Raw genomic sequence first — 11791 nt, forward strand, 5'->3', positions numbered from 1 at the left:
ACGATTTACCTAAAATTTGCTTTCATCTGGCTCAAATATCCCACGGGGGGCTGGGGGTGTGAAACCGCCAGCGGCCTGCCGCAAACGCCGCGCCTCAAGCCCATTCGCCGCGCCGGAACACCGGTTCCGCCGCGCCGTCCGCGCCGATGCCGTCAATATCGACCTGCCCCGAGCCGATCATCCAATCGACGTGGATCATGCTGGCATTGCCGCCTTGGGCCGCGATCTGTTCTGGTGTCAGCGCCGCGCCGTTCAGAAAACACTTGGCATAACACTGGCCCAAAGCGATGTGGCAGGCGGCGTTTTCATCGAACAGCGTGTTGTAAAACAACAGCCCAGATTGTGAGATCGGCGAGCCGTGTGGCACCAGCGCCACCTCGCCTAAGCGGCGCGCACCCTCGTCGCTATCGATCAGCTTCTGCAAAACCGCCTCGCCCTTGGTGGCTTTGGCCTCGACAATCCGGCCTGCCTCAAAGCGCACCTGAATGTTTTCAATCAATGTGCCCTGATGCGCCAAGGGTTTGGTGGCGCTGACAAATCCATCCACGCGCAGCGCGTGCGGTGTGGTGAACACTTCCTCGGTCGGGATATTGGCGTTGCAGGTGACACCGTTTTTTGCGGTAGAGGCCCCACCCTGCCATTCGTGGCCATCGGCCAAACCCACGGTCAGATCGGTGCCGGGGCCGGTGAAGCGCAGGGCCGCAAAGCGTTTGCCGTTCAGCCATTTGGTCCGCGTCCGTAAGGCGGCATTATGCATGGCCCAAGCCGAGACCGGATCGGGTTGATCGACGCGCGAGGCCGCAAAAATCGCCTCGGCCAGTCGATGCACGGCGGCGTCTGCGGTCAGTTCAGGGAAGATTTGCCGCGCCCAAGCCTCACCCGGATAGGAACAAATCGACCAGTTGATATCAAAGCCCGCGATCTTCGCCAAAGCCGGTTGGTAGGCGAGCGAGTTCGCCTTGCCTGCGCAGGCGACCTTTGTGGGGTCTTCATTGGCCAGCAGCATTGGGTTGTCGCCGACAATCGCCATCCGGGCGGCACCGTTGGCGAAGGCCTCGGCCATGCCGTTGTAGAGCCAGTTCGGGGCGGTGTCGAAACTGGCATCGCGCCCGTGCTGATAGCGCGCTAAGGCAATCGCCTCATCCGCGAAAATCGGCGTCACCACGCCCGCGCCGGCGCGATAGGCGGCGGTCGCGATCAGCCGGACCAAGGGCAGGGCGGTCATCGGGGCGGTCAGAATCAGATCCTGCCCCGGCTGCAGGGCCACGCCGACATTCACCGCCACCTCGGCCAGTTGCGCCAGCTTCACGGGGTTAATCGAGGGAGTCATCGCGCCATCCTTTGCCTGTTTTGCCGCAGACCATAGCCGCAGGCCGGGCAGGGTCAACCGTTTGAGAAAAATCTGCGCCGCATCGCAACGGGCGTCTTGCGCGACGGTTTAGAATTTGTCAGACATTTGGAATTGGCCCCACGTCATCCGACGCTTGCGGTCAAAATGCACCGAGCAGACTCGGGCATCCTGCCAATGAAAAGCCCACATACGGGCGTCAACACGGAGGAATAGATGCGACAGTTCCTGAAACTCGCGGGGGCGCTGGTGACAGCCACGCTGCTTGCGACGACGCCCATTGCGGCGCAGACCACTGTATATAGTGCGGGGGATACCACCTCTGGCACATATATGGATTACATGAAAACCGTCTATGCTCGCGCGGGCAACCCCGAGATCATCCAGCTGCCGCTGACCAGCTTCGACAACGACTATGTGCTGAACCCGATGGCGGCTGAGTCGTGGACGCAATCCGAAGATGGCCTGACCTGGACCTTCAAGCTGCGCCCCGGCCTAGTGTGGTCGGATGGCGAGCCTTTGCGCGCCTCCGACTACATCTTCGCGCTGCAACGCGCAGCCACCACCGGCTATGATTTCGCCTGGTATTGGGGCTATGCGGGCGGGATTGAGAACTGGGATGCGGTGACCAAGGGCGAGAAAGATGTCGCCACTTTGGGCATCAAAGCGGTGGATGATCTGACGATTGAGGTCAAAACCGCAGCGCCGAAACCCTATCTGCCAAGCGTGGTTTCGCTGTGGTATCCGGTGCCGAAACACGTCTGGGACAAGCTGGGTGACGATTACGCCGCCAATGTCGAGACGCTGGTGTCCTCTGGCCCGTTCATCGTCGAATCGTGGGAAAAGTCCAACAACAAGATGGTTCTGGTGAAGAACCCGACCTACACCGGGCCGTGGCAGCCTCAGGTGGATCGGTTGGAAATTGACCCGACTTTGGGTGCGCCAGAGGTCGGTCTGCCCGCCTTCATGGCGGGCGAGGCGGATTTTTCCTACTTGAACGCGGGCCAAATTCCGTTTGTGGAACAACGCTTTCCGGGCCAAATCGCAAAAAATGCGGTGTTTGCCACCAGCTATATCTCGTTCGGCCTCGATATGCCGCCCTTCGACAATATCAACGTCCGCAAAGCGTTTCAGGCCGCGATCAACCGCGATGAGATGACCGCGACCGTGCTGAAAGACCTCGCCATCCCCGGTAAGTCACTGCTGCCGCCGGGCTATCCTGGCTACAACGACGTCATCACCTCTCAGGCGGTGTTTGACCCGGAAAAAGCCAAGAAATTCATGGCCGATGCGGGTTATCCGGATGGCAAAGGCTTCCCAGAGGTCGAGATTTGGTATCGCGATCAGGGCGGCTATAACGGCGCAATTTCGGGCCCGATGCTGCAATATCTGCAAGCGCAGTTTAAGGATATTCTGGGAATCACCATGAATATCAAGATCCTGCCGCAGAAAGACTGGATGGCGGGCATGATGGAGAAGAAGAACAATCTGTTCCTCGCGCCCTATGAATACGACTATCTCGACCCGTCAAACTTCTACGGCATCTTCTACAACGGCGGCCGTCACGACCACCATTTGCAAGCCTATGATGATCTGGTCGCCAAGGCCGATTCTGCCCCGAAATGGGAAGACCGTGAGAAGCTTTATGAGCAGGCCGAGCAGGTGCTGATCGACAACGCCTCGTTCGTGCCGCTGGTGCATCCGATCACCAACGCGGTGGTGTCGGCGGACCTCAAGGGCGATGGCACCAAGCCGAATAAGCTTGGCTTTTCACCACTGCGGCAGTTGGCGCTGTATTTCTACACGCATGTGTCGAAATAACCCCCCATGCCCCCCGGCCTGATTCGGGGGGCTATTTTCGGAGCGCCAATGACCCTGCTGAATATCGAAAATCTGACCGTCAGTTTTCCGCAACACGATGGCGTGGTGCAGGCGGTGCGTGGGGTATCCTTGCGGGTATCGCCGGGCGAAAGCATTGGCATTGTTGGAGAATCCGGCTCTGGCAAGTCCGTCACCTGCATGGCGGCGCTGCGTTTGCTACGCGAGCCGCCGTCGCGGATTGTGGCAGATAGGCTTGAACTCGGCGGCGTTGATATGTTGCGGGCAGGGCGCACGCAACTAGCTGCGGTGCGGGGCCGGATCGCGGCGATGGTATTCCAAGACCCGATGACGGCGTTTGATCCGGTGTTCACCATTGGCCATCAGATCGTAGAAACCATCCGCGCGCATCGCGATCTGTCGAAATCAGCGGCCACCACCGAGGCCGCTGCCCTGCTGGCGCGGGTGGAAATCAAGACTCCCGACGCCATTCTGAACAGCTATCCACACCAGCTTTCCGGCGGCATGTTGCAGCGCGCGATGATCGCAATGGCGCTGTCCTGCCGCCCACAAATCCTGTTCGCCGATGAGCCGACCACGGCGTTGGACGTGACGATTCAGGCGCAGATATTATACCTTATCAAGCAGTTACAGGCTGAACTGGGCATGGCGCTGATCATGGTGACGCATGATCTGGGTGTGGTCGCCGAAACCGTGGACCGCGTTGTGGTGATGTATGGCGGCCGGGTGATGGAAACCGCCCCGGTGCAGGATATTTTCGACGCACCCTTGCATCCCTATACGCAGGCGCTGATGGCCTCGATGCCCGGACGCACCCCCGGCAAACAGCGCCTGATTGAGATCGCAGGGGCGTCGCCAAACCCCGCCAACCCGCCCACGGGCTGCCCGTTTCATCCGCGCTGCGCCGTGGCTGATGCGCAATGCGCCGCCGAAGCCCCGGCGTTCCGCGCCCTGTCAGAATCCCGCGCTGCGGCATGCTGGAGGCTGGCATGACCCCGGCGCTGGAGTTGAAAAGCGTCTCAAAAACCTATCAGTTGCGCCAATCAGGCGGGTTTTTCGCCCGCACGACCGATCATCTGGCGGTGAACAACGTCTCTCTCACCCTGCCGCGCAATCAGATCTTGGGGCTGGTGGGGGAGAGTGGTTCGGGAAAAACCACCACTGGCATGATGGCGATGCGGCTGGTGGAACCCTCGGCGGGGCAGATTCTGGTCGATGGCACGGACATCACCGCTTTGGGCCATGCCGCGCTGAAGCCATTCCGGCGCAAGATGCAGGTGGTGTTCCAAGACAGCTATTCCGCGCTGGACCCGATGATGACGCTGGCGCAGATCGTGGCCGAGCCGTTGCATATCCACGGCCTTGGCACCGCTTCCGAGCAAACCGAGCAAGCCCTTGAGATGCTGGTGAAAACCGGCCTTGATCGCTCTTACGGCAACCGCTATCCGCACGAACTTTCCGGCGGTCAGCGCCAGCGTGTGGCGATTGCGCGGGCGCTGATCCTGCGCCCGCAAGTGCTGGTTGCGGACGAGCCGACCTCGGCGCTGGACGTGTCGGTGAAGGCGCAGATCATCAATCTCCTGCTGGATTTGCAGGCGGAAATGGGCTTGTCGATCCTGTTCATCAGCCATGATCTGTCGGTGGTGCGCTCCCTCACAGACAAGGTCGCGGTGATGTTCCAAGGCCGGATCGTCGAGGAGGCCCCGACGGAGACCATCTTCACCGATGCCCGCCACCCCTACACCCGCAGCCTGCTGGATGCGATTCCGGTGCTGAACCCGCGCGAGCGGCGCGCGAGAACTTTCCTGAGCCGCGCGCAGATCGAGGCCGCAACGCCCCGGCTTTCCGGGCAAGACGGCACCCCCGAATTGCACGACATAGCCCCCGGCCACCGATTGGAGGCGATCCGATGATCCGCTATATTCTGGGCCGTCTCGCCTCCATCGCGCTGACCTTTACCGTGGTCTCGATCATCGTTTTCCTGATGATGCACGCGGTGCCCGGTGGGCCGTTTGATGGCAATGACATGCCGGTCAATGATGCGGTGAAGGCCAAGCTGAACGCCTCGCTCGGCCTCGATCAACCGCTTTATGTACAGTATTTCAAATACATGTGGGGTGTGCTGCATTTCGATTTCGGCGTGCCGTTCCAATCGCCGGGCGAAACCGTGCTGCAACTTCTGGGCCGCGCTTGGCCGCCCAGCCTGATCTTGGGCGGCGCAGGCGTGCTGATTGGTGCACCTTTGGGCATCCTGCTCGGCATGGCCGCCGCCCTGCGCCGCAACACTTGGATCGACTATCTCGCCTCGGCCTTCGCCACTTTGGGGCTGACGATTCCGGTGTTTGTGATCTCGATGGCCTTGATCATGGTGTTCGCGGTCTGGCTGAACTGGCTACCGGCAAGCGGTTGGGGCAAACCCCGCAGTTGGATATTACCGATCATCGCCTATGCCGCGATCCCGATGGCGACCTATGCACGCTACACTCGCTCTGCCATGCTCGATGTGCTGACCAAACCCTTCGTCACCGTGTTGCGCGCCAAGGGGCTGTCGGAGCGCCGCATCATCTTCCAACATGTGCTGCGCAACGCCGCTTTGCCAATGGTGACGGTGTTCCTGCCGATGTTCATTGGCACGGCCACAGGCTCAATTTTCGTCGAGGCGATGTTCCGGGTGCCGGGGCTTGGTGCCTATTTTGTCAGCTCAATCGAGCTGCGCGACTATAGTCTAGAGATGGCGCTGATCCTGATGATCACCATGATGTTTTGCGTGGCCTATCTGATTTCCGACGTCATCTATGCGCTGCTCAATCCCCGCATCCGGTTCGGAGATGGCAAATGACCGCTTCACCCCCCCGCAGCCCGCTCTATTTCGCATGGCGGCGCTTTGCCGATAACAAGGCCGCTCTGGTCGCTGGAGCCATCCTGCTGCTGATCATCCTGATGGCGATTTTCGCGCCGCTGATCAGCAAAACCGGCTATGCGGACCAGAAATTCCTCACCCAAGCCTATGCCTTCCCGCAGGCCGAATTCTGGTTTGGCGTCGATGATCTCGGTCGTGATTTCTTCACCCGCATCGTCTATGGCGCGCGGGTTTCACTGACGATTGGCTTCACCGCAGCGGCGTTTTCGCTGCTGATCGGCATCCCTTTGGGGGCCATCGCGGGCTATTACGGTGGGCGGGCGGATTGGTGCGTGATGCGGCTGATCGAGTTGTTTTCGGTGGTGCCACCCCTGCTGGCCGCGATGCTGCTGGGGGCGCTGACCAACGGCGGCTTTGTCACCATCGTGCTGATCGCGGCATTGTTCGGCTGGGTGCAGGTGTGTTTGCTGGTGCGCGCGCAAGTCAAAGCGATGGCGCAGAAAGAGTTCGTCCGCGCCGCGCAGGCTTTGGGGGCAACCCCCGGCTATATCATCCGCCGCCACCTGATCCCCAACGCGATCTCGCCGATCATCGTCGGTTTTGTGCTGGCGATCCCACTGGCGATGATGCTGGAGGCCAGCCTTAGTTTCCTCGGCATTGGCGTGCCGCCGCCAATCCCAAGTTGGGGGCAGATGATCAACGTCGGGATGAATTTCATGTATTTTTACTGGCACTTAGCGGTGTTCCCGACTGCCGCCCTTGCCATCACCGTGCTTGCGACCACCCTGTTTGGCGATGGCTTGCGAGACGCTCTTGATCCGACCCTGAAAGGGCGCTGAATTGCAAAACCTTGATGCCTTCTTCCTGTTGCGCCCCGACGTGACCTTCCTGAACCACGGCTCTTTCGGGGCCTGCCCTCGGCCGGTTTTCGAGGAATATCAGCGATGGCAGCTGCAACTGGAAAGCCAGCCGGTGGCCTTTCTGGACCCTGCGCGGGGTCTGTCAGGTTGGATGCGCGATGCGCGGGTGGCGATGGCCGCGATTTTGGGCACCTCGGCAGAGAATATCGTCGGGCTGACCAATGCCACCTACGCGCTGAACATCGTGGCGCAATCGTTGGACCTTAAACCCGGCGACGAAATCCTGACCACCGATCATGAATATGCCGCGCTGGAGAAGACTTGGGCCTATGTCTGTCGCAACACCGGAGCGGTGATCAAAGTGGTCAACGTGCCGCTGCCGCTGACCAATGAGGCGCAGTTCACCGACGTCATTCTTGCGGGTTTCACCGACAAAACCCGCGTGCTGTTTCTGTCGCATATCACTTCGGCCACCGCCTTGGTGTTCCCGATTGAACGCTCGGTTGCCGAGGCCCGCAAGCACGGCATCTATACCGTGATCGACGGCGCGCATACGCCGGGGCATATTCCGCTGGATCTGGACGCGCTGGATGCGGATTTCTACGCTGGCAACTGCCACAAATGGATCATGGCCCCGAAGGGCTCGGCCTTTCTGCATGTCCGCCCCGAATTGCAAGCGATGCTGAACCCGCTGGTGATCAGTCACGGCTGGACTGCAGACGCAAAAATCCCCGGCACCAAAGGCGTGTTCGGCAATTCGCCGTTCATCGACGGTTTGGAAATGCAGGGCACGCGCGACCCTTCGGCTTGGCTGACCGTGCCTGCTGCGCTGCAATTCCGCCAAGATCACGATTGGGACAGGGTTGCCAAAGCCTGCCAAAGCCTTGCCCAAGACACCGCCGCGCGGGTGCGCGCGCTGACAGGTCTGCCTGCGCTGAGCAGCCCGGCGTTTTGCGCGCCACAAATGGTGTCGATGCCGGTGCCGCGCTGCGATACAGCCGTGCTGAAAACCCGGCTTTATGACGACTACCACATCGAAATCCCCTGCTTTGACTGGCAGGATCACAGCATCGTGCGGGTCTCAGTGCAGGGCTATAACACCGAATCCCAGATGGACCATCTGGTAACAGCCTTGACAGAATTGCTGCCGCAGCTATCAGCCAAGACCTAAAGCGCGCCCTTGCGCACCGGAGAGATCATGTCGCGCGCCGCCATTCGCTACCTTGAGCCGATTGAAACCGCCGCGCGTGGGGTGGCGGTGCTGGATGCTTTGGCCGAGATGATCGAACGGGCGGGGCTGCAAGTCGGTGATCGTCTGCCGCCCGAAGTGTCGCTGGCAGCCGCGTTGGGGGTAGGGCGGTCGACCATCCGTGAGGCGCTCAATCGTTGGGAAGGTTTGGGGATCATCCGGCGGCGTCGCGGCGATGGCACCTATCTGACCGCGAAAGTGCAAACCTCGCAGGGCCCGCTACCGACGATGATCCAACTGGAGGGTGAGGCGATTCTGCGGCTGCTCGACATGCGCCGGGTGATCGAATCCGGCACGGTGCGGCGGGCGGCGCTGAATGCCACCATAGCACAGCGCCAGCAGATCAGTCGCTTGTGCGATGTGTTGTTGCAGATTGTTGATACGGGTGAGCCCTACCGCGCCGCCGATATGGCGTTTCACAGTGCGATTTGCGATGCCACCTGTAATCCGATGTTCGGGCAAGTGCTGGCGAAAATGGATGACGCGTTCGAGCGTTCGGCGGAATCGCCGTTCTCAGTGCCGGGGTTTGGTCTGGCCAGCTTCCCACCACACCGCGATCTGGCCAATGCGATTGTCGCGGGTGACCCCGACGCGGCAGAGGCTGCCATCAACACCATCCTCGATTCCGTCGAATCCGAGATCAGGCAGATCATTTCGCCAACAGATAACGCCTAAAACTTATCTAAAATTGTCATCCTCTGTGCTCAAATATCCTCGGGGTCCGGGGGCGAGCCCCCGGCCATCAGCCGCCATTACGCCGCTTGATACCGCGCATACCCCAAATCTGCCGTCTCAATCTCCGCCGCCTTACCAGAAATCAGATCGGCCAACACCCGACCCGAACCCGCCGCCATGGTCCAACCCAACGTGCCATGCCCGGTGTTCAGGAACAGGTTGCCAATCGGCGAGCGGCCCAGGATCGGCGTGCCATCCGGCGTCATTGGCCGCAGGCCGCACCAGAACGTGGCGCGCGATTGATCGCCCGCGCCGCCGAACAGATCCTCCACCGAATGTACCAAAGTCTCGCGGCGCTTGGCGTGCAGGGTCATATCGAACCCGGCAATCTCGGCCATACCACCGACGCGGATGCGGTCCCCCAACCGGGTGATGGCGATCTTGTAGGTCTCATCCATCACGGTTGATTCGGGCGCGCGGGCCGCGTCCACAATCGGCACGGTGATCGAATAGCCCTTCACCGGATAGACCGGCAGTTTGATGCCCAAAGGCCGCGCCAAAATCGGCGAATACGACCCCAAGGCCAGCACAAACGCATCCGCAGTCATCCGACCTTCCGAGGTATGCACGGCGGAAATCTTGCCGCCCGCAGCCTCCAGCCGATCAATCCGCACGCCGTAGCGGAAGCTCACGCCCGCCGCGATCGCCATATCTTGCAGAGAGTTGGTGAACTTAAAGCAATCACCGGTCTCGTCGCCGGGCAGCAGCAAACCGCCTTTGATGGCGTCACGACGCGAGGCCAAACCGGGCTCGGCCTTGATGCAGCCGTCCGCGTCTAAGACCTCAAACGGCACGCCGTCGGCCTTTAACACCTTGATATCTTTATAGGCCCCGTCCACCTGCTTCTGGGTGCGGAACAGCTGCAACGTGCCCTGCATCCGCTCGTCATAAGAAATCCCGGTGTCGCGGCGCAAATCCATCAGGCAATCGCGGCTGTATTCGGCCAAGCGCACCATCCGGCTTTTGTTCACGCCATAGGCGGCGCTTGTGCAGTTCAGCAGCATCCGCATCACCCAAGACACCTTTGCCAAATCCGGCATCGGCTGAATGATCAGCGGCGCATGGCGCATGAACAGCCATTTCATCGCCTTGGCGGGGATGCCGGGGGCTGCCCAAGGGCTGGCATAACCGGGGCTGATTTCGCCCGCATTGCCAAAGCTGGTCTCCAAAGCCGGGCCGGGTTGACGGTCAATCACCGTAACCTCATGCCCGGCTTTCGCCAGATACCAAGCCGAGGTGACACCAATGACGCCTGCGCCGAGAATGACGATCTTCATATGCAACCCCTTGGTGTGTAGACCCTGCTGTTGCATCGCAGCATAGCGCAAATCCGTGAAAGGAGTTTGGAATGTCATCGGAGTTTTGCGAAAATATACGTATATTATTCTAATTTTTTGCAAAAATATGAAATATTACACGCCTACATAACAAAAAAGCCGCATATCACACCTTTCACCGCAAGGTATTTTCAACTCTGGCGTTAGAATATTGCCGCTGCGACGCAGCGCCATACAGCCATGCGCGTCTGTTTTGCTGCCCGATTTGCAAGCATCTGCCCGGACAAGATCCAAATCGCGCGATTTCTTGATCCACCAATCAACAACTCTTGTTGACAGAATCCCCCCGCTCGGGAGTAGGCTTCGCGCATGGCTCCGCCTCACCGTCATAAAACTGTCATGCGGGAGGAGCTTCTAAAACAAGATGCGCAAAGCATCTGCTGCCATCCGCCAAAAGCGGATCAACACTAGGGAGACTTTCGTGAAAAAAGATATCGCACTGAACCGCCGCAGCTTTCTGCAATCGTCGGCCATTGGCGTGGGCGCATTGGCGGCCCCCGCGATCATTTCCTCCAAGGCGCTCGCCTCGTCGGGCGAGCTGAACTTCACCGGCTGGGCCGGTTATGACAAACTCTCGGCTGTGGTGATCCCGGCGTTCACCGCCGCCACTGGCATCAAGGTCAACTTCAAAGAACTGCCCGACCAAGACACGATGTTTGGCGAAGCCAAGGTCGCGCTGGAAGCTGGCGGCATGGATATGACCGAACCGACCATCGAACGTGTCGGCGCGTGGAACTCCAACGGCCTGCTCGGCGCTTGGGACCCGGCGAAGCTGGCGATGGACAATTATCTGCCCGGCCTGGCCGATGGCTCGGCGGGCGAGCGGTCGCATATCGACGGCAACCTGATGTATGTGCCGTCGAACTGGGGCACTGAATCGCTGGTCTACAACAAAGAAACCGCGAAACTGGGTGAGCCGCCGACTTTGGGCGCTTTGTTCGATCCGGCCAACCAAGTTGTGCTGCGTCCACATTCCTCGCTGGCGGCAATGGGCCGTTGGCTCGACGCACAAGGCAAGCTGCCGTTCCCGTGGATCGACGGCTATTCCGACATGGCCAAGATGACCCAACTGTGGGACATCGCGTTGGCTGAGGCGATCAAGGCCAAGGGCAACGTCGTGCAGTGGTGGTCGGGCGAGAACGAGGCCAACGCAGGCTTCACCGCCAATGGAGCGACCGTCGGTCTGTGCTGGGATTCGACCGGCTTCAACCTGCGCAATGATGGCTACGGCTATATGGCACCGGTTGAGGGCGCGTTTGCGTGGCACCAAGGCTTCGTGCTGCTGAAAAACGCCGTCAACGTTGATCAGGCGCATGAATTCGCCAAATGGGTTTCCACCCCGGAAGGTGCGTCGATGTGGGCAACTGCCTTCTCGTCGAACCCGGTTGGCAAGGGCGCGTCCGATCTGATGGATCCCGATGTCGCCGCTTACTACAAAGGCACCTTCAACGACGAAGCGCTGGCGAAACTGTGGTGGTGGCCGAACCAATCGGCGGAATTCCTGACCAAACGGGCGGAATATGCTGACAAGTTCAAGGCCGCGTAAGCGATCACACTGAACCA

At 60.1% G+C, this 11791-nt stretch carries 10 protein-coding genes; 8 read left to right on the forward strand and 2 right to left on the reverse strand.

Annotated features, from left to right (window positions below):
* Positions 1-94: 94 nt before the first annotated feature.
* Positions 95-1330, reverse strand: a complete 1236-nt coding sequence (locus tag ACS5RD_RS11625; RefSeq protein WP_489931311.1) for an aminopeptidase — start codon at positions 1328-1330, stop codon at positions 95-97.
* A gap of 234 nt (positions 1331-1564) precedes the next feature.
* Between ACS5RD_RS11625 and ACS5RD_RS11630 the strand changes: the two genes are divergently transcribed.
* From ACS5RD_RS11630 to ACS5RD_RS11660, 7 genes are read left to right on the forward strand one after another with little or no spacing between them, the layout of a single operon-like run.
* On the forward strand, positions 1565-3169 hold the full coding sequence (locus ACS5RD_RS11630; protein ID WP_489931312.1) for a peptide ABC transporter substrate-binding protein: 1605 nt from the start codon (positions 1565-1567) through the stop codon (positions 3167-3169).
* A gap of 48 nt (positions 3170-3217) precedes the next feature.
* The gene (locus tag ACS5RD_RS11635) at positions 3218-4180 is read left to right on the forward strand and encodes an ABC transporter ATP-binding protein (protein WP_489931313.1); all 963 of its coding nucleotides are present in this window, start codon (positions 3218-3220) and stop codon (positions 4178-4180) included.
* On the forward strand, positions 4177-5100 hold the full coding sequence (locus tag ACS5RD_RS11640; RefSeq protein WP_489931314.1) for an ATP-binding cassette domain-containing protein: 924 nt from the start codon (positions 4177-4179) through the stop codon (positions 5098-5100). The genes ACS5RD_RS11635 and ACS5RD_RS11640 overlap by 4 nt, the downstream gene beginning before the upstream one ends.
* Positions 5097-6026 carry an ABC transporter permease gene (locus tag ACS5RD_RS11645; RefSeq protein ID WP_489931315.1) on the forward strand — a complete coding sequence of 310 codons (930 nt, stop codon included), beginning with the start codon at positions 5097-5099 and terminating at the stop codon, positions 6024-6026. The genes ACS5RD_RS11640 and ACS5RD_RS11645 overlap by 4 nt, the downstream gene beginning before the upstream one ends.
* Positions 6023-6886 carry an ABC transporter permease gene (locus tag ACS5RD_RS11650; RefSeq protein WP_489931316.1) on the forward strand — a complete coding sequence of 288 codons (864 nt, stop codon included), beginning with the start codon at positions 6023-6025 and terminating at the stop codon, positions 6884-6886. Before ACS5RD_RS11645 ends, ACS5RD_RS11650 begins: the two co-directional genes overlap by 4 nt.
* 1 nt (position 6887) lies before the next feature.
* Positions 6888-8078 carry an aminotransferase class V-fold PLP-dependent enzyme gene (locus tag ACS5RD_RS11655; RefSeq protein WP_489931317.1) on the forward strand — a complete coding sequence of 397 codons (1191 nt, stop codon included), beginning with the start codon at positions 6888-6890 and terminating at the stop codon, positions 8076-8078.
* A 27-nt stretch (positions 8079-8105) separates the two neighbouring features.
* Positions 8106-8831, forward strand: a complete 726-nt coding sequence (locus ACS5RD_RS11660) for a FadR/GntR family transcriptional regulator (protein WP_489931318.1) — start codon at positions 8106-8108, stop codon at positions 8829-8831.
* A 77-nt stretch (positions 8832-8908) separates the two neighbouring features.
* Here the strand turns inward: ACS5RD_RS11660 and ACS5RD_RS11665 are convergent, their stop codons facing one another.
* On the reverse strand, positions 8909-10204 hold the full coding sequence (locus tag ACS5RD_RS11665; protein ID WP_489931367.1) for a D-amino acid dehydrogenase: 1296 nt from the start codon (positions 10202-10204) through the stop codon (positions 8909-8911).
* Between the two features lie 445 nt (positions 10205-10649).
* Between ACS5RD_RS11665 and ACS5RD_RS11670 the strand changes: the two genes are divergently transcribed.
* Entirely contained in the window at positions 10650-11774 is a 1125-nt protein-coding gene (locus ACS5RD_RS11670) for an extracellular solute-binding protein (RefSeq protein WP_489927563.1), read from the forward strand.
* Positions 11775-11791 lie beyond the last annotated feature (17 nt).

It is taken from the genome of Cypionkella sp. PAMC25878, from assembly GCF_058135695.1.

What these genes read in the sequence shown, in the direction of transcription:
- ACS5RD_RS11625 (WP_489931311.1), bottom strand. Translation starts at nt 1,330, where the DNA reads ATGACTCCCTCGATTAACCCCGTGAAGCTGGCGCAACTGGCCGAGGTG.
- ACS5RD_RS11630 (WP_489931312.1), top strand. Translation starts at nt 1,565, where the DNA reads ATGCGACAGTTCCTGAAACTCGCGGGGGCGCTGGTGACAGCCACGCTG.
- ACS5RD_RS11635 (WP_489931313.1), top strand. Translation starts at nt 3,218, where the DNA reads ATGACCCTGCTGAATATCGAAAATCTGACCGTCAGTTTTCCGCAACAC.
- ACS5RD_RS11640 (WP_489931314.1), top strand. Translation starts at nt 4,177, where the DNA reads ATGACCCCGGCGCTGGAGTTGAAAAGCGTCTCAAAAACCTATCAGTTG.
- ACS5RD_RS11645 (WP_489931315.1), top strand. Translation starts at nt 5,097, where the DNA reads ATGATCCGCTATATTCTGGGCCGTCTCGCCTCCATCGCGCTGACCTTT.
- ACS5RD_RS11650 (WP_489931316.1), top strand. Translation starts at nt 6,023, where the DNA reads ATGACCGCTTCACCCCCCCGCAGCCCGCTCTATTTCGCATGGCGGCGC.
- ACS5RD_RS11660 (WP_489931318.1), top strand. Translation starts at nt 8,106, where the DNA reads ATGTCGCGCGCCGCCATTCGCTACCTTGAGCCGATTGAAACCGCCGCG.
- ACS5RD_RS11665 (WP_489931367.1), bottom strand. Translation starts at nt 10,204, where the DNA reads ATGCAACAGCAGGGTCTACACACCAAGGGGTTGCATATGAAGATCGTC.